Origin of the sequence: Weizmannia sp. FSL W8-0676 (genome assembly GCF_038593015.1) — a bacterium.
Lineage (GTDB): Bacteria > Bacillota > Bacilli > Bacillales > Bacillaceae_C > Weizmannia > Weizmannia coagulans.
Window position 1 is genome coordinate 1,322,456 of sequence record NZ_CP151954.1, and the last position, 17,871, is coordinate 1,340,326.

A 17,871-nucleotide genomic window follows, 5' to 3' on the forward strand; every position below is an offset into this window, starting at 1 on the left:
GGAGAATATGCGAAACATCATCAAAAAACCGGAAGTACTTGCGCCGGCCGGAAATCTTGAAAAACTGGAAATCGCCGTCCGCTATGGCGCGGATGCCGTATATATTGGCGGACAGGCTTACGGCTTGCGTTCGAGAGCCGGCAATTTTACGTATGGCGAGATGAAGGAAGGGGTCCGCTTTGCGCATGCCCGCGGCGCAAAAGTGTATGTAGCTGCAAATATGGTCGGCCATGAAGGCGATGATGAAGGGGCAGGGGATTTTTTCCGCACATTAAAGGAGATCGGGATTGACGCTGTCATCATCTCCGACCCGGGTTTTATCACCATTTGTATGGAAGAGGCGCCCGGTCTTGCCGTCCATTTGTCGACCCAGGCTTCTGCAACAAATTACAAAGCGCTTCAGTTCTGGGAGCAGGAAGGGGTCGAAAGGGTGGTTCTGGCCCGCGAAGTCAGCCTTGAAGAAATCCGCGAAATCCGGAAAAATACCGGTATGGAAATAGAAGCGTTTGTACAGGGGGCGATGTGCATTTCGTATTCCGGGCGTTGCGTACTGTCCAACCATATGGTGAACCGTGACGCAAACCGCGGCGGATGCGCCCAGTCATGCCGTTGGAAATATGACTTGTTTGAAAATGAAGGAGCCGACATCTTAACAGCTGGCGGCGAGCCTTTTTCCATGAGTGCGGTGGACCTTACGATGATCCATCACGTGCCGGAATTGATTGAAGCGGGTGTGGGAAGTTTTAAAATTGAAGGCAGAATGAAGTCGATCCACTATGTTTCGACTGTGGCGAATGTGTACCGGGCGATTGTCGATGCCTATTGCATAGATCCAGGCCATTTTGTTTTTGACCCGGCGTGGGAGGAAGAAATTTGGAAAGTGGCACAACGGGAACTGGCAACCGGTTTTTACTTTGGGGAACCGGATGCCCGCCAGCAACTGTTCGGGCGCCCCCGCAAAATCCCGAAATATACTTTCGCTGCCCGCGTTTTGGATTACGACCCGGCTACAAAAATCGCCACGCTTGAACAGCGCAACCATTTTGCGGCAGGGGAAGAAGTGGAGTTTTACGAGCCGGGGTTTTCCCGTTTCACACAAACCATCCGCAAGCTTTGGGATGAAGACGGCAAATGTATTGAACGTGCCCCGAATGCGCTGATGACCGTGAAAACGATCACCGACCATCCTGTAAAACCTTATGATTTGATGCGGATACGCAAAATGCCGGTGAGTACGGCGCGCTTTTCAAACTTCCCTGTACAGGCTCCAAGTGAATGAAAATTTACCTCAAAACGGCGGGATATCAAAACATGTCCCCGCCGTTTTTTGCATCCCCGGCTTTCGTTAATTTGCCTTCCAATGGTATGCAAAATAGATTATGCTATGCATTTTTGCATAAGAAGTTTTCCTTTTTCCCGCCTGTCCCTCCGAAATCCCGCGGCTGCTTTTCCCAAATTCTGAGTTTTTTAAATCCTCCCTTTGTTTTTCTGGCAATTGGTATGAAAATTGCAAAGATGTAGAATAATAGGCCTCCGTGTGGATGGAAGCGGATCTGCCTTATTGGCGTACCAAAAAGCAAACATCTTTGATTTGTGGAATAGAGAGGGAGAATGATAAAATTGGAGAATGTGACATTAAAGCGTTCACTCGGTTTATGGGCCATCGTCGGACTCGGGTTAGGGTATATGACGCCTACCATTGTGTTTGATACTTTTGGCATCGTATCAAAGGAAACCAACGGGGTGGTGCCGCTTGCCTATATCACAGCTTTGATTGTCATGCTGTTTACTGCTATCAGTTACGGGAAGATGGTAAAAGTTTTCCCGAACGCCGGATCTGCCTACACGTATACAAGGGAAACGATGAACCCCCATCTCGGGTTCCTTGTCGGATGGGCGGCGTTGCTCGACTATTTGCTGTTGCCCATGGTGAATGCTTTAATTATCCGGATTTATATGGTATCCGTCTTTCCAAACGTGCCCGCCTGGGTCTGGGTGGTGGCGTATGTAGCCGGCGTGACGGGCATCAATGTATGGAGCATGGGGAAAACGTCCAATATGAACACCATTCTTGTTGCTTTTGAATTGGTGCTGATCGCCGCTTTTCTTGTGCTGGCCATTGTACAATTTTCGCACGGGATGGGAAAAGGCACGGTTATCACTTTCGATCCGCTTTACCACTCCGGTGTCCGTTTGAGCGCGGTCCTGACGGGTGCGACAGTCGTATGTTTCTCGTTTATCGGCTTTGATGCGGTGACGATGTATGCGGAGGAAGCGAAAGATCCCAAAATCATGCCGAAAGCGATCATGCTGACGGTTTTTATCGGCGGAGCGGTCTTTTTTATCGCCAGTTATTTCGCGCAAGCCTTGTTTCCGGACGTTTCTCATTTTAAAAACACGGATGACACATTGCCCGAAATCGGATTGTACGTGGGCGGAACGCTGTTTAAGTTATTGTTTATTTCCGGTGCATTTGCCGCCACGGTTGCGTCCGGCCTTGCTTCCCATGCCAGTGTTTCACGGCTGTTATATGTGATGGGGAGAAACGGCGTCCTGCCGAAGCGATGGTTTGGATACGTGCATCCAAAATTCCGGACCCCCGCTTGGAATGTAATCCTTGTCGGCCTGGTGTCGCTGCTTGCGATCACGCCCAGCCTGGAGCTCATTTCCTCGTTTATCAACTTTGCCGGGCACGAGGTTTGTTGTAATAGGAGAAAAAACCATTTATACTGGTTATACGCATGATGTTTATATGGTTGCCGCAATAGCGCGGCATGGTGCAAACAGAAAGGGGATTGCTATGAACGAGAAACAGCGTTTGGAACAGCAGCAAGTGAACCCTGTAGAGCCTGCGGACAAAAAATCCGAAAAGGACTACAGCAAATATTTCCAATCGGTTTATATTCCGCCAAATTTAAAAGAAGCAAGAAAACGTAGCCGGAAACCGGTCCAGTATTTTAAAGACTTTGAAATCGATGAAGACTTAAAAGGCATGGGCGACGGATTGAAATTTTACATCCGGACTTACGGCTGCCAAATGAACGAACATGACACGGAAGTGATGGCCGGCATTTTTATGCAGCTTGGCTACACGCCGACCGAAACGGTGGAAGATGCGGATGTGGTTCTGCTGAATACATGCGCCATCCGTGAAAACGCCGAAAATAAAGTGTTTGGCGAAATCGGCCACCTGAAACCGTTGAAAACGGAAAAACCGGACATGCTGATCGGGGTTTGCGGCTGTATGTCGCAGGAAGAATCCGTCGTCAATAAAATTTTGCAAAAACACCCGCATGTCGATATGGTTTTCGGCACCCACAACATTCACCGCCTGCCGTACATTTTAAAAGAAGCGTATATGTCCAAGGCAATGGTTGTGGAAGTATGGTCCAAAGAAGGCGACGTGATCGAAAGCCTGCCGAAAGTGCGCAAAGGCAACATCAAGGCATGGGTGAACATCATGTACGGATGCGATAAATTCTGCACGTACTGCATTGTGCCGTATACGCGCGGAAAAGAGCGTTCAAGGCGCCCGGAAGACATCATCCAGGAAGTGCGCGAACTGGCCGCCAAAGGCTACAAGGAAATCACGTTGCTCGGCCAGAACGTCAATGCCTACGGAAAAGATTTTGACGACCTTGAATACGGCCTTGGTGATTTGATGGATGATCTGCGCAAAATCAACATCCCGCGCATCCGCTTTACCACGAGCCATCCGCGCGATTTCGACGACCGCCTGATCGAAGTGCTGGCGAAAAAAGGAAACCTCGTCGAGCATATCCATCTTCCGGTCCAGTCCGGTTCAAGCGAAATTTTAAAAATTATGGGCCGCAAATATACGCGGGAACAATATTTGGAACTCGTCAGAAAAATCAAAGCCGCGATTCCGGATGTGGCGCTGTCCACCGATATTATTGTCGGTTTCCCGAACGAAACCGAAGAGCAGTTTGAAGAAACATTGTCCCTGTATAAAGAAGTCGGGTTCGAAACGGCCTATACGTTTATTTATTCCCCACGCGAAGGCACGCCGGCAGCGAGAATGAAAGACAATATCCCGATGGAAGTGAAAAAGGAAAGGCTGCAGCGCCTGAATGAACTCGTCAATGCCTATTCAAAAGCAGCCATGGAAAAATACGAAGGCCAGGTTGTGGAAGTGCTTGTAGAAGGCGAAAGCAAAAACAATCCGGAAATTTTAGCCGGTTACACACGCAAAAACAAACTTGTCAACTTCAAAGGCCCGAAATCAGCGATTGGAAAACTCGTGCAGGTAAAAATTACGAAGGCGAAAACATGGTCACTGGACGGGGAAATGGTGGCTGTGCTTGACCCGGCCGGGGTGGAAGCGTGATGCAGAAGTTTACAAAAGATGATATTGTCGCAAAAGCTGCCGAACTGGCGAAAATGATTGCGGAAACGGAAGAAGTGGATTTTTTTAAACGGGCGGAAGCGCAAATCAATGAAAATGAGAGAGTCCGCAATTTAATTGCCAATATCAAAGCTTTGCAAAAGCAGGCTGTCAATTTGCAGCATTATGGAAAAAAAGAAGCGTTAAAACAAGTGGAAGCCAAAATAGACGAACTGGAAGAAGAACTGGACGGCATCCCGGTCGTCCAGGAGTTCAAGCAGTCGCAGATGGACGTAAACGACCTGCTCCAGCTTGTAACAAACACCATTTCCAATACGATTACGGATGAAATCATCAAATCCACCGGCGGCGATCTTTTAAAAGGCCAAACCGGATCCCAGGTGAAATATTCTTCCGGCACCCTCCACTGAAAAAAACGGTGTGCACCCGGGTGCACACCGTTTTTTTTTTTTGCACGCCCAAGGCAAATCCATTCCCGGGTACGGGCACTCCTTCAGAGCCGCGGCATATGTTAGGATTACCCGGAGGTGGCGGGAAAAGAATTGGCACACCGGCCTGGGTAAAAGCATAGGATGAATTGAAAATAGATGAGGAGGGTTCGCTCGAATGGCAGAATATAGAGAAATCATTACAAAAGCAGTCGTTGCGAAAGGGCGCAAATTTACGCAGTCCAATCATACGATTTGCCCGCCGCAGCATCCTTCGAGCATTTTAGGCTGCTGGATTATCAACCATAAGTACGAAGCCAGGAAAATAGATAAAGAAGTTAAAATCCGCGGCTCTTATGATGTGAACATCTGGTACTCCCATAATGACAATACGAAGACATCGGTCATGACGGAAAAAGTCGAGTATACCGATACCGTTAAATTGCATTACAGGGATCCGGATTGCCTGGACGACAAAGAAGTCATCGCAAGCGTCCTGCAGCAGCCGAATTGCATTGAAGCGGTCATTTCGCCAAACGGCAATAAAATCATTGTCAGTGTCGAAAGAGAGTTTCTCGTGGAAGTCATCGGTGAAACAAAAGTTTGTGTTGCCATCTCGCCTGAAGGGTGCAGCGATGATGATGAATGGGAAGAAAGCAGCGACGAGTTTGAAGAATTAAACCCTGACTTTTTAGTGGGAAGTGAAGAAGAATAGAAGCCGCAAACTAGGAGGCATACACTCCTAGTTTTTTTTCTGGGCGCGGCGGATTTCACCACCAAAACGCTTGTGCCGCTTAGAATGCGATTAAAGTTTTTCCCGGATCCCCACAGCGGGCTTTGCCACAGGAAAGAAAAAACCCGGCACCCCGGAGGAGGCATTGAAAATCAACAGACAAGGCCCGGTTTTTGTAAAATGATCCGTATTTCAATTTATGAAGGCCTTTATGCAAATATGTTATAATAAACAGGATTGAAGAATGATTGATAAGCAGGAAAGGAATTTGGTAAGAATGGCTGCGTATACCCCAATGATCCAGCAATATTTGCAAGTGAAGGCGGAATATCAGGATGCCTTTTTATTTTTCCGCCTCGGCGATTTCTATGAAATGTTTTTCGAAGATGCCATTAAAGCGTCCCAGGAACTTGAAATTACATTAACGAGCAGGGACGGCGGCGGCGACGAAAAAATCCCGATGTGCGGGGTACCGTACCATTCCGCCAGCACTTATATTGAACAGCTGATTGATAAAGGCTATAAAGTGGCAATATGTGAACAGATGGAAGACCCGAAACTGGCAAAGGGCGTTGTCAAGCGGGAAGTCATCCAGCTGATTACCCCCGGCACCCTGATGGAGGGCAAATCGCTCGCAGAAAAAGAAAACCACTATATTGCGTCTGTTGCATCCCTGGCGGACGGGCATTTCGCGATTGCCTATATTGATTTGTCAACAGGGGAGGGCAAGGGTTGCCTGTTGGAAGGCCCGTTTGAAGAAGTGCTGAATGAACTGGCGTCAATCGGCGCAAAAGAAGCTGTGGTAGATCCGGAATTTCCGGATGAGTACGCGCGGCTGATGAAAAATACAGGAAATATCACCATTTCCTTCGAAACGGATACCGCCGTCAAGGAAGGCTTTGAAAAGCTTTTGCCCCAGCTTAAACCGGAGCTTTTGCAGCTGGCTGCGGCAAGGCTGTTAAACTATTTATTCCGCACGCAAAAAAGGAGCCTCGACCATCTACAGCCGGTTGAAATGTATGAAGTCCGCCGGTTTTTAAACATCGATTATTATTCCAAGCGCAATCTCGAACTGACAGAGACGATCCGCGGGCAAGGAAAAAAAGGATCGCTTTTATGGCTGCTCGATGAAACGATGACGGCCATGGGCGGACGGCTTTTAAAACAGTGGATCGGCCGGCCGCTTCTTAAGCAAGAAAAAATTGAAGCGCGGCTTCAAATGGTGGAAACCTTTTTAAACCATTACTTTGAACGGGAGGATATTCGCGGGCGCCTGAAGGAAGTATATGACCTCGAAAGGCTTGCCGGCCGGGTGGCATTCGGCAATGTGAATGCGCGCGACCTGATCCAGCTGAAATGCTCGCTGCAGCAAATCCCGGGCATCCGGGCGGTCATGGAGAGCATGGAAAGCCCGGAAAGCAAAAAACTGGCGGCGCTTCTTGACCCGTGCGAAGAGCTGACAGATTTGCTCGAACGCGCCATTGAGGACAGTCCCCCGGTTTCCGTGAAGGAAGGCGGGATGATCCGTGACGGCTATAACGAAGAGCTGGACCGTTACCGCGACGCAAGCAAAAACGGCAAGCAGTGGATTGCAAGCCTCGAACGCGAAGAGCGCGAGCGGACCGGGATCAAGTCGCTGAAAGTCGGATACAACCGCGTGTTCGGCTACTATATCGAAGTGACGAAGGCAAACCTCCACCTGCTCGAAGAAGGCCGGTATGAACGGAAACAGACGCTGGCGAATGCCGAGCGGTTCATTACACCGGAATTGAAAGAAAAAGAAGCGCTTATTTTGCAGGCGGAAGAAAGAATGATCGACCTGGAATACGAGCTGTTTACGGAAATCCGGGCACATGTAAAAGAATTTATTCCGCGGCTGCAGCGCCTCGCAAAAGCGGTCAGCACGATTGATGTGCTGCAAAGCTTTGCCGTCGTAAGCGAAAAACGCCACTACACAAAGCCGGTATTCCGGACAGACGGCGTGCTGAAGATTACGGAAGGGCGCCATCCGGTTGTTGAAAAAGTGCTCGATTCGCAAAGCTATGTGCCAAACGACTGCCTGATGGATGAAAACCGGGAGATTCTGCTGATTACCGGGCCGAACATGTCCGGGAAAAGCACGTATATGCGGCAAATTGCACTGACGGTAATCCTTGCGCAAATCGGCTGCTTTGTGCCGGCACGCGAGGCGGAGCTACCGGTTTTTGACCGGATTTTTACACGGATTGGCGCAGCTGATGATCTCATTTCCGGTCAGAGTACGTTCATGGTCGAAATGCTGGAAGCGAAAAACGCGATTGCAAACGCAACGGAACGAAGCCTGATTTTATTTGATGAAATCGGGCGCGGAACGTCTACATATGACGGGATGGCACTTGCCCAGGCGATGATCGAATACATCCATGATGAAATCGGGGCCAAAACGCTTTTTTCCACCCATTATCATGAGCTGACGGCGCTTTCTGCAGATCTGGGCAAGCTGCAAAACGTCCATGTCACCGCCATGGAGCAAAACGGCAAAGTTGTTTTCCTCCATAAAATCAAAGAAGGCCCTGCAGATAAAAGTTACGGGATCCATGTGGCAAAACTGGCCGGCCTGCCGGAACAAGTCATTCGTCGCGCCGAAAAAATCCTCCATGCGCTTGAAAACCAGGATAATGGCGAGACGCAAATGAACCCCCCGGAAGCGGCTGGTACCAGCGAACCCGCGCAACTGTCCTTTTTTGAAGAGCCAGAAACGCCGCGCCAGAAAACCGTTGAAGCAAAGGAAAGAAAGGTGCTCAAGCAAATCAGGGAACTCGATCTGCTTGAGATGACGCCGCTTGCGGCCATGAATGCACTCTATGAAATCCAGAAAAAATTAAAAAAATAGGTGGTGTTGTCCGCGATGGGAAAAATTGCACAACTGGACGAGTCGCTTTCGAACAGGATTGCAGCCGGTGAAGTGGTTGAACGGCCGGCATCTGTCGTGAAGGAACTGGCGGAAAATGCCATTGACGCGGAAAGCACGGTCATCGAAATTGATGTCTGGGAAGCCGGTATGGAAAAAATCCGTATGATTGATAATGGAACCGGCATCGAGCCTGAAGATGTTGAGCTTGCTTTCTCACGCCACGCCACAAGCAAAATTAAAAACGAACATGATCTGTTCCGGATCCGTTCGCTCGGATTCCGCGGCGAAGCGCTGCCGAGCATTGCGGCTGTTGCCCGTGTTGAGATGGTCACCTCAACCGGAAACGGGCCCGGGACAAAAGCGGTCATTGAAGGCGGGAAATGGGTGGCCCGCGAACAGGCGCCGAGCCGGAGAGGAACCGAAATTACGGTCACCGATTTATTTTTTAACACGCCTGCACGGTTAAAATATATGAAGTCGATCCATACCGAGCTCGGCAATATTACCGATGTGGTGAACCGCCTCGCGCTCAGCCATCCCGAGGTGTCTTTCCGCCTCCGCCACGGCGGAAAGATGCTGCTTCAGACAAGCGGGAACGGCGACGTGCGCCAGGTGCTTGCCGCCATTTACGGCGTGAACATTGCCAAAAAAATGATTCCGGTACACAGCCAAACGCTTGATTTTGAAATCAACGGGTTTATCGCTTTGCCGGAAATTACGCGGGCTTCGCGCAATTATATTTCCACGATGGTAAATGGCCGGTTTATTAAAAATTACGCGCTTGTAAAAGCCATATTGGAAGGGTACCATACACTGCTCCCGATCGGCCGCTACCCGATTGTGCTGCTATCGCTGAAAATGGATCCGGTGTTAGTCGATGCGAATGTCCACCCGGCCAAGCTGGAAGTGCGGTTCAGCAAAGAAAAGGAGCTTTGCCGGGCGATTACGGACGCGATTAAAGCTGCTTTCAAAAAGCAGGAATTGATTCCGTCCGGCATGGTGCGGCAGGCAGAAAAGCCAAAACAGGAACAGGTGTCGTTCCAGCTTGACCATTTGCCGGAAAAAACGGAACCGGAAACCCCGAAAGCTTTCTCTGCGCCGGTTGCGCCGCACCCATCGTCCCGGCCGGAGGAAGCGAAAACGGGGCAGCCTTATAAAAGCCCGGATGCGGAACAGCCGACCGCTGATTTCCCGCCATTTTCAGGAGGAAATTCGGATCCCGTTTTACCGGAAGAGATCCGCGAACCGGTGCGTGCTGCATTGGATGTTAAAGAGGCAAAGGGGCAGCTGGCGGCACAGCAGCCGGCATCCCGCATTCCGCCGATGTATCCGATCGGCCAGATGCACGGCACGTATATTTTTGCACAAAATGAAAACGGCCTGTATATCATTGACCAGCACGCTGCCCAGGAGCGGGTCAAGTATGAATTTTTCCGCGAAAAAGTCGGCGAAGTGAAAAAAGAGGTGCAGGAAATGCTTGTGCCGCTGACTTTGGAATACGCGACGGATGAAGCGATTAAAATTCAGGAGAACCTTGAAGCGCTGAAAGAGGTCGGCGTTTTCCTTGAACCATTCGGGCATAACAGCTTTATTGTCCGTTCCCATCCGACATGGTTCCCGAAAAATGAGGAAAAAGAAGTCATTGAGGAAATGATCGAGCATGTCCTTTCCATAAAAAAAGTCGATGTAAAAAAATTGCGTGAAAAAGCGGCGATTATGATGAGCTGCAGAGGGTCCATCAAGGCGAACCGGCATTTGCGCAATGACGAAATCCAGGCGCTGCTTGATGCGCTCCGGATGGCATCCGACCCGTTTACATGCCCGCACGGCCGCCCGATCATCATCCACTATTCGGTATACGAACTCGAAAAAATGTTCAAACGTGTCATGTAATTCCCCGATCACGAAACCCCTTGTTAAACAAGGGGTTTCGTTCTTTTTAACGGATGTTTTACTACAATTTGGCTGCATTTATTGCTGGACGCTGTTCTTTCGGAGCGCTTCAGCCAAAAGGATTACTGCTTTCTTTGTTTTAGCAGATTGACTTCATATTCCGTATCGGCGACTTTACGGTTTACAAAAATAACCCCTTCACGCAGTTCTTTAACAGCGTCCTTGACACCTGCAATTTCGCCATGGGCATGGTGGACATCCATTGACAGGGCATCAAGCTTTGCATCGGTTTCTTCCTGGCGGTCGCGGATTGCCCGGACCATTTGATAAAGTTCATCCTGGCCTGATTCCATAACTTCCAATTTTTTGTTCAGTTCTATTTGGCCTGATTCCATAGCTTCCAATTTATTGTTCAGTTCAACTTGGCCTGATTCCATAACTTCCAATTTTTTGTTCAGTTCTATTTGGCCTGATTCCATAACTTCCAATTTTTTGTTCAATTCCACTTGGCCTGATTCCAACGAGTTTAATTTATCCAGAATAATGTCCAGCCTCTGATCCATTGCCAATCTCCTTCCAAATTGTTTTAATTATCTTTTTCATGTTGAAATTCTATCACCATCTATTATATATTGCATTTTTAATCCAATCCACAGGAATTCATCTCTGTCCTGAAAATATGCGCCGCAAGATTCTCATCTTCCGGTGGTGCCGCATTCAGTGCGGCATGGGCATCTAATTTGTTTTGCAAGACGAAGATTGCTTTCAATCACGGGCCGTAGAAGTCCTTTTGTTTCCTCGTTCATTGCAAACGCCGTGCCAGAGTACACTTCTTCCAGGATGCAACGCCTGACGGGCCATCATGACTACGGCAAGCAAAAAAGGCAGCGGCCGGCATTTGTTTTAAAGGAAATGGCGGATGGAAGGAATTAATCACGGAATGAGCCGCCCTTGCTTTGTGCGAGCATGCCCAGCTGGTATTCATAAATCAGTTTGTCCAATAATTGGCTTTGGCGGATCGTTTCCGGGTGGTTCATGCCATTTTGTTTGGCACACTGCATCAATTGTTCGCGGAGGATCAAAATAATACGGGGCAGATGGGCAGAGGCAAGTGTGGGATACTGATTCATTTTTTCCATGCAAACATCCCTTTCGGAGAAATATAAGAAGATTAGAAAAACAGTTTTGAAGAAAAGGCAACATAAGCGTGTTTCGGAGGCGGTTGTGCTTAAGATGGCTTTTTAGCGGAGCCAGCAGGCATATCGTTTGAATCAGGGCCAATGGCATGCCTGAGCAATACGATATCTTCATATATGCTTTTTTTCACAGCCTCATACGGGCATTTGTGGTATTCATCCAAAAGCCGCCCTAATTCAATAATAAAAAAGAAACGCTCGTCATTTTTGACCATACAAAAAACCTGCCTTACATGGATCATAATCATTATCCTTATTATATAGTATAAATGGACTTGAAGCAGGACTTTAGACCTATATGCATTTTTTTAAATATTTTTTTGTAAGCGAATTTTCAATGATGAATAAAATCCCGAAAAAAGGGAAACTGTATAGATGTTCTGTTTGCTGTTTTATGGTACGATAGAGACAGAAAAATCCGGGGATTTAAAGAATGCTGCAATCTCCAGCATAAAAGGTAGGGTACGAATGGCAAAACAAAAACTGATCGTACTGATCGGCCCGACAGCATCAGGAAAAACGGCGCTTAGCATCCGCCTCGCGAAAAGATTCGATGCTGAAATTATCAGCGGCGATTCGATGCAAGTATACAGAGGCATGGATATCGGCACAGCAAAAATTACGCAGGATGAAATGGAAGGGGTTCCCCATCACCTGATCGACATTAAAAATCCGGATGAGTCTTTTTCGGTTGCTGAATTCCAGCAACTGGTACGGGAAAAAATAAGCGATATTGCTTCCCGCGGCAAGTTGCCCATGATCGTCGGCGGCACGGGGCTTTACATACAATCTGTCTTATACGATTACCGTTTTTCGGACATTGCCGGAGACCCGGTATACCGCGCGGAACTTGAAAAGATCGCAAAGCGGGAAGGGCCCGGCCTGCTTTACAAATTACTGGAAAAAACCGATCCGGAAAGTGCCGCAAAGATTCATCCGCATAATGTGAGAAGGGTGATCCGGGCGCTGGAAGTATGCCATTTTTCCGGCAGGACGATGCAAGACTACCAGAAACAGCAACAGCATGAACCGCTTTATTGTGCGGCGCTGGTGGGGCTTGTGATGGAGAGGGAGAAGCTGTATCAATGCATTAACGAACGGGTCGATCAAATGATGGAACGCGGTTTAATCGAGGAAGCGAGAAAGTTGTATGACAAACATTTGCGTGGTGTCCAGTCCATCCAGGCGATCGGCTACAAAGAACTGTACGATTACTTTGACGGGCGCACGACCCTTGATGAGGCTGTTTCCCGCTTAAAACAAAATACAAGACGTTTTGCCAAAAGGCAGCTCACCTGGTTCCGCAATAAGTTGGAAATAGAGTGGTTTGACATGACAAAAGAGGAAGAAAAGGAAAAAAAATTTGAAGAAATTTCCGCTTTCATAGCAGGAAAGCTACAATTAAAATCGAATAGTTTATAATATAGAGTATAGCCGGGAACACGCGTGACTTCAGTCATGAGATGCTCCGGGCACCGAACCGCAGAAACTGCGGGGGCTGCCTGCCAAAAATCACCGGAGATCCACCGGCGTTTGCAGGAATCTCGCGGCTTTAGTCATGAGCAGGTTAAAATAGAGAGAAAGTCCTACGGTGTGATGTCAAGGGTTAAAAACAAGTGAATTGGAAATTTTGTTGGCTCTATGTCATAAAAATGGCAATACTGAACTAAGCCTCCAGATAATTGGAATAATCTGGAAGTTTTCAAGTTCAGGCTATCGATGATGGTTACCTGGTTACCTCATCGCGTCACCTTCTTTTTCGGCGCATAAATTTGATCGTTGCGGAGCAGCGCATCGATCAGGCGCACCAGTTTTCTTGCCGTTAAGACGAGGGCGCGTTTGTGTGAGTGCTTATGCACCTCACGATATTTCTTTTGGTAAAAGGCGCGGTACTCAGGTTCGTGTCGCCGGACCAGATTGGCAGCCTCAACCAGGTAATACCGGAGATAACGATTGCCTGTACGCGCAAGCATTTTGTCATCAGCCTCAAAATCACCCGATTGGTGGCGGGGCCAGAACAATCCGGCAAATTTTGCGATCGCGGCTTGGTCGTCAAAGCGCTCAATGTCGCCGATTTCAGCGAGAATCCCAGCACAGCTCACCGGGCCTATTCCCGGAATGGTCTGGAGGGTATTCGGGATTCCATCAAGAACGCGGGCAATCGCCTTATCCAAATCCTTGATTTGGCGTTTAAGATGCCGGATGATCTCAATAGAACTGCCCAGGACCAAGTCAATCGAATCCTCCACACATTTAGAAAGCCGGTAAGAGGACCGGGCAGCTTTTTGGATGGATGCGGCCAAATCCTCGGGATCGCTAAAGCGGCCATGGCCTTTGGTCTGGAGATACATCGCTAAGTCCTCCAGAGGCATTTGGGCAATTTCATCGAGGCTATAGGCCTCAAGCAAAAATTCCGTTATGGCATGGCCGAAGACCGATGTATCCACTTCAAGGTTAAAGGCACTGAATTTGAAAAACAGATGATTCAAAAATACCTGTTGTTCCCGGGTTAAACTTTGAATCAGGTGATAGCGCATCCGTGTTAACCGTTGAAGGGCAAGGTATTGTTCTGACTGAATCACGGATTTCGGCAATCTCCCGAAACGCAAGCGGTCCGCAATTACCCAGGCATCTTTGGGATCGGTCTTGTCCATCTCGGCATAAGCCTTTTTGAAATTTCTCACCAGCTTCGGATTCAGGGTAAACACCTTTGTACGACGCTGTTTCAGCTCGGGATCTTCATGGAAAAACATTGCCGGGTGCCAACTATACACAGATGTGGCCTCCATGGCGATCTGGATGGTGTCATCCGCCTCCGCATGTTGGAGGATGGTGTCTCTTAACTCAGAGGCACCGGGAAGATTGTTTGTCACCGTTTGGGTGGCTAACGTTTCCCCCATTCCATCCATCAGGCAGGCATCGAGGTTTTTGGAGCTCACGTCAATACCGACAAATAAGGGCATATGATTTCCTCCTCTCTGTATTGGGATCGATGGAATCGGACGCTTCGGGATATCCCCAGATGGCTTGCCGATCTGTCAGCCTCGCGTATGAGAACTCATCCGGGCCGTGGGCTGCCTGGAACTGCTCATTTCCAGCACGGAGATCCGGAGGAACGGCCTACGGGTTAGACGTTCAAGCAAGAACCTGGGGATGCAGACTTTTCGAGTAGTCAGGCTACAAGGAGGGGAAGCATTGACCCAAACGATCCTAAGACCATTATCCGGGAACATCGCGAAGCGTCCAAGTCCGAACTTGTATTCCGGGCTCGCCCGGAATACAAAATCTTATATTCACTTGTCAATGAGCAGCAGAATGAACTGGAAATTGACATCCACTTTGGATTTAAACTTATTATACGAGAGGAGGATTTGTAATGAACAAAGCCATCAATATTCAGGACCAGTATTTAAACCAATTGCGGAAAGACGGTACGGTTGTCACAGTCTTTTTGATGAACGGCTTCCAGCTTCGCGGCCAGGTAAAAGGCTTTGATAACTTCACCGTGCTGATTGAAACAGACGGCAAACAGCAACTCGTTTTCAAACATGCGATTTCAACGTTCCAGCCGCAAAAAAATGTTCAAATCAATTTTGAGGAAAATTAAAACAAAATGTCCGGCAACTTGCCGGGCATTTTAAATATGGTGTACTGTTATCCGCCCCCGAAACATAAACTGATACAGATGATTATTTCTCGGGAAAGCGCAAAAACCGACAAATTCCCCCGCCATTTTGGATGATGCTGATTTTCGGCCGGTGCGGATTTGAAAAACAACCGGTTTTCTTATGCCGAACAACAAGTTTTTGTACGTGGGCATTTGTCACACTCCCGGCCCAATCCGCGTATATTGTCTGTAGAATGCGAGGTGGCGGTGATGGATCAACCGATTCGTATGAAAAATAACGGCCAGATCAATATTGTCCTCCATGCGGGCCAAAGGGAGGCCGTTATTCCCCAGCCGAAAATAGAAACCAGCAAAAAAGATTTATCAGCGGAACATGAAATTTTAAAAGAAATTGAAGATGAACTTGGCACGCTTGTCGGAATGGAAGAAATCAAAAAAATGGTAAAAGAAGTTTATGCCTGGATCTATATTAACAAGAAAAGGGAAGCCGCCGGGTTAAAAACGGGAAAGCAGGCTCTCCATATGATGTTTAAAGGCAATCCCGGAACAGGCAAAACAACTGTCGCCCGATTGATCGGGAAATTGTTCCATAAAATGAATGTATTGTCAAAAGGCCACTTGATTGAAGCGGAAAGGGCCGATCTTGTCGGCGAATACATCGGCCATACGGCGCAAAAGACAAGGGATTTGATTAAAAAAGCGATCGGCGGCATTTTATTTATTGATGAAGCGTACTCTCTCGGCCGCGGCGGCGAGAAAGATTTCGGGAAAGAAGCAATCGATACGCTTGTAAAGCATATGGAAGACAAACAGCACGAATTTATTTTAATTTTGGCCGGCTATTCAAACGAAATGGATTATTTCCTGAGCCTGAATCCGGGGCTGCATTCCCGGTTCCCGATTGTGTTCAACTTTCCCGATTACTCGGTAGAGGAGCTCATGGATATCGGGAAAAGGATGCTGACTGAAAAAGAGTATACGCTCAGTTTGGATGCAGAACGGAAGCTCCGCGACCATCTGGCTTTTGTCAAAACAACGAGCAACCCTGCCAGTTTTTCAAACGGCCGGTATGTGCGGAATGTAATTGAAAAATCAGTGCGCGCCCAGGCGATGCGGCTGTTGATGCAGGCTTGCTATGACCGCCATGAGCTGGTCACGCTGCGCAGCAGTGACCTTGTTTTTCCGGACTGACGCCCCTGCGCCCTCTGCGGTTTTCCGCAGGCGCTTATTTTCCGTCCGAAAGCTTAAGCCGGTTTTGCCGGCTAGCTGTTTCGCCCGGAAAATAAGCAGCTTGGGGATACATTTTCAAGTCATGCGGGCCCGGGCATAACAGCGCCCGGCCTTTTTTAATGCGGGCGGAAAAAAAGCCATATCGCACGAAGCCATGCCCTGTTTCCCAAAAAAAGCGCCTCGACATGTTATACTTGTGCGTTTTTTGGTAAGATAACAGGTATACTGGACGGAACAGGTGATGAAATGGAAAATAAAAAAGAAAGAGCGATTCTTGTCGGATGCGAATGGAGCGGCATCAGCCACAGCCGTTTTGCCTATTCAATGGAAGAGCTGAAGCGGCTTGTCGAAACGGCGCAGGGGGAAGCGGTGCTTGAAGTCGTACAAAAACGGGACAGGGTAGATGCTGCTACGTATATCGGAAAAGGCAAGGTAGCGGAACTAAAGGCGCTTGTTTCAGAACTGCAAGCTGATCTGATCGTTTTTAACGCGGAACTTTCGCCGAGCCAGCTCCGCAATCTCCAGGCCGCGGTGGAGTGCCGCGTGCTGGACAGGACACAGCTCATCCTTGATATTTTTGCGACGCGTGCCCGTTCAAAAGAAGGGAAGCTCCAGGTGGAACTGGCGCAGCTTGAGTATTTGCTGCCGCGTCTTGGCGGGCGCGGGACGGAGCTGTCGCGGCTCGGGGGCGGAATCGGCACGAGGGGGCCGGGGGAAACCCAGCTTGAAACGGACCGCCGCCATATCCGCCGCCGCATTTCTGAAATCAAGGCGCAGCTTGAAACGGTTGTCCACCACCGGGAGCGGTACCGCGAAAGGCGGAAAAAGAACCATGTGTTTCAAATTGCGCTTGTCGGCTATACCAACGCCGGAAAATCGACATTGTTTAATCGCCTGTCTGCCGCAAATTCTTATGAGGAAAACCAGCTGTTTGCCACGCTTGATCCGATGACAAGAAAAGTTGTGTTGCCAAGCGGTTATACGGCTTTGCTGACGGATACGGTCGGATTTATCCAGGACTTGCCGACGACGCTGATTGCGGCGTTCCGCTCGACCTTAGAAGAAGTGCGGGAAGCCGATTTGCTTTTGCATGTCATTGACAGTTCCAACCCGGATTATGACAACCATCAAAAAACGGTGCAGCGCCTGCTTTCCGAACTGGAAATGAACCATCTACCGCAGCTTGCCGTTTACAATAAAATGGATATAAAAGACAGCCATTTCGTGCCCAATGCACAAAACAGCATCATGATCAGCGCGAAAGACGAAAAAGATATCCACCGGCTGCTGTTGGAAATTGAAAAACAGGTGCTGGCCGAAATGGTGCCGTACAGCGCGCTTGTCCCGCAAACGGAAGGAAAGCTGCTTTCGGTTTTAAAAAGTGATACCATTTTAAGAGAACTGATTTTCAAGGAAGAAAATGAGGCATACCAGTGCAAGGGATATGCGCTTCCGGGCCATCCAGTTTTGGGCGCGATACAACCATATGCTGAATAAAAATCTT

15 protein-coding genes are annotated in these 17,871 nt (G+C 48.6%); 11 read left to right on the forward strand and 4 right to left on the reverse strand.

Features of this window, described 5'->3' with window-relative positions; genetic code table 11:
• The first annotated feature begins 7 nt into the window (after positions 1–7).
• The 7 genes from NST20_RS06385 to mutL all read left to right on the forward strand — a co-directional run bounded on the left by NST20_RS06385 (position 8) and on the right by mutL (position 10,313).
• On the forward strand, positions 8–1,279 hold the full coding sequence (locus NST20_RS06385) for a U32 family peptidase (RefSeq protein WP_342400276.1): 1,272 nt from the start codon (positions 8–10) through the stop codon (positions 1,277–1,279).
• A gap of 350 nt (positions 1,280–1,629) precedes the next feature.
• Positions 1,630–2,745, forward strand: coding sequence for an APC family permease (locus tag NST20_RS06390; protein ID WP_342400412.1), 1,116 nt, complete (start codon positions 1,630–1,632; stop codon positions 2,743–2,745).
• A 55-nt stretch (positions 2,746–2,800) separates the two neighbouring features.
• Entirely contained in the window at positions 2,801–4,348 is a 1,548-nt protein-coding gene (gene miaB / locus NST20_RS06395) for a tRNA (N6-isopentenyl adenosine(37)-C2)-methylthiotransferase MiaB (RefSeq protein WP_013859174.1), read from the forward strand.
• Positions 4,348–4,776, forward strand: coding sequence for a RicAFT regulatory complex protein RicA family protein (locus NST20_RS06400; protein ID WP_013859175.1), 429 nt, complete (start codon positions 4,348–4,350; stop codon positions 4,774–4,776). Before miaB ends, NST20_RS06400 begins: the two co-directional genes overlap by 1 nt.
• 196 nt (positions 4,777–4,972) lie before the next feature.
• A complete protein-coding gene (locus NST20_RS06405; protein WP_013859176.1) occupies positions 4,973–5,509 on the forward strand; it encodes an outer spore coat protein CotE in 537 nt (178 codons plus the stop codon).
• Positions 5,510–5,771: 262 nt separating this feature from the next.
• On the forward strand, positions 5,772–8,399 hold the full coding sequence (gene mutS / locus NST20_RS06410; protein ID WP_340703552.1) for a DNA mismatch repair protein MutS: 2,628 nt from the start codon (positions 5,772–5,774) through the stop codon (positions 8,397–8,399).
• Positions 8,400–8,414: 15 nt separating this feature from the next.
• The gene (mutL, locus tag NST20_RS06415; RefSeq protein WP_342400277.1) at positions 8,415–10,313 is read left to right on the forward strand and encodes a DNA mismatch repair endonuclease MutL; all 1,899 of its coding nucleotides are present in this window, start codon (positions 8,415–8,417) and stop codon (positions 10,311–10,313) included.
• A 122-nt stretch (positions 10,314–10,435) separates the two neighbouring features.
• Here the strand turns inward: mutL and NST20_RS06420 are convergent, their stop codons facing one another.
• From NST20_RS06420 to NST20_RS06430, 3 genes are all read right to left on the reverse strand, one after another.
• The gene (locus NST20_RS06420; protein WP_342400278.1) at positions 10,436–10,876 is read right to left on the reverse strand and encodes a hypothetical protein; all 441 of its coding nucleotides are present in this window, start codon (positions 10,874–10,876) and stop codon (positions 10,436–10,438) included.
• Positions 10,877–11,242: 366 nt separating this feature from the next.
• Positions 11,243–11,452 (reverse strand): aspartyl-phosphate phosphatase Spo0E family protein, encoded by a 210-nt coding sequence (locus NST20_RS06425; RefSeq protein ID WP_013859180.1) that lies wholly within the window; start codon positions 11,450–11,452, stop codon positions 11,243–11,245.
• An 89-nt stretch (positions 11,453–11,541) separates the two neighbouring features.
• Positions 11,542–11,724, reverse strand: coding sequence for a hypothetical protein (locus NST20_RS06430; protein ID WP_017553376.1), 183 nt, complete (start codon positions 11,722–11,724; stop codon positions 11,542–11,544).
• Positions 11,725–11,977: 253 nt separating this feature from the next.
• Here NST20_RS06430 and miaA point away from each other — a divergent pair, with 253 nt between their 5' ends.
• On the forward strand, positions 11,978–12,931 hold the full coding sequence (miaA, locus tag NST20_RS06435) for a tRNA (adenosine(37)-N6)-dimethylallyltransferase MiaA (RefSeq protein WP_342400279.1): 954 nt from the start codon (positions 11,978–11,980) through the stop codon (positions 12,929–12,931).
• Positions 12,932–13,248: 317 nt separating this feature from the next.
• Here the strand turns inward: miaA and NST20_RS06440 are convergent, their stop codons facing one another.
• Complete coding sequence (locus NST20_RS06440; protein WP_237349286.1) at positions 13,249–14,472, reverse strand: IS110 family transposase; 1,224 nt, start codon at positions 14,470–14,472, stop codon at positions 13,249–13,251.
• A gap of 413 nt (positions 14,473–14,885) precedes the next feature.
• Here NST20_RS06440 and hfq point away from each other — a divergent pair, with 413 nt between their 5' ends.
• The 3 genes from hfq to hflX all read left to right on the forward strand — a co-directional run bounded on the left by hfq (position 14,886) and on the right by hflX (position 17,864).
• The gene (gene hfq, locus NST20_RS06445) at positions 14,886–15,116 is read left to right on the forward strand and encodes an RNA chaperone Hfq (RefSeq protein WP_013859183.1); all 231 of its coding nucleotides are present in this window, start codon (positions 14,886–14,888) and stop codon (positions 15,114–15,116) included.
• A gap of 270 nt (positions 15,117–15,386) precedes the next feature.
• The gene (gene spoVK, locus NST20_RS06450; protein ID WP_017553373.1) at positions 15,387–16,328 is read left to right on the forward strand and encodes a stage V sporulation protein K; all 942 of its coding nucleotides are present in this window, start codon (positions 15,387–15,389) and stop codon (positions 16,326–16,328) included.
• A gap of 285 nt (positions 16,329–16,613) precedes the next feature.
• On the forward strand, positions 16,614–17,864 hold the full coding sequence (gene hflX / locus NST20_RS06455; protein WP_342400280.1) for a GTPase HflX: 1,251 nt from the start codon (positions 16,614–16,616) through the stop codon (positions 17,862–17,864).
• Positions 17,865–17,871 lie beyond the last annotated feature (7 nt).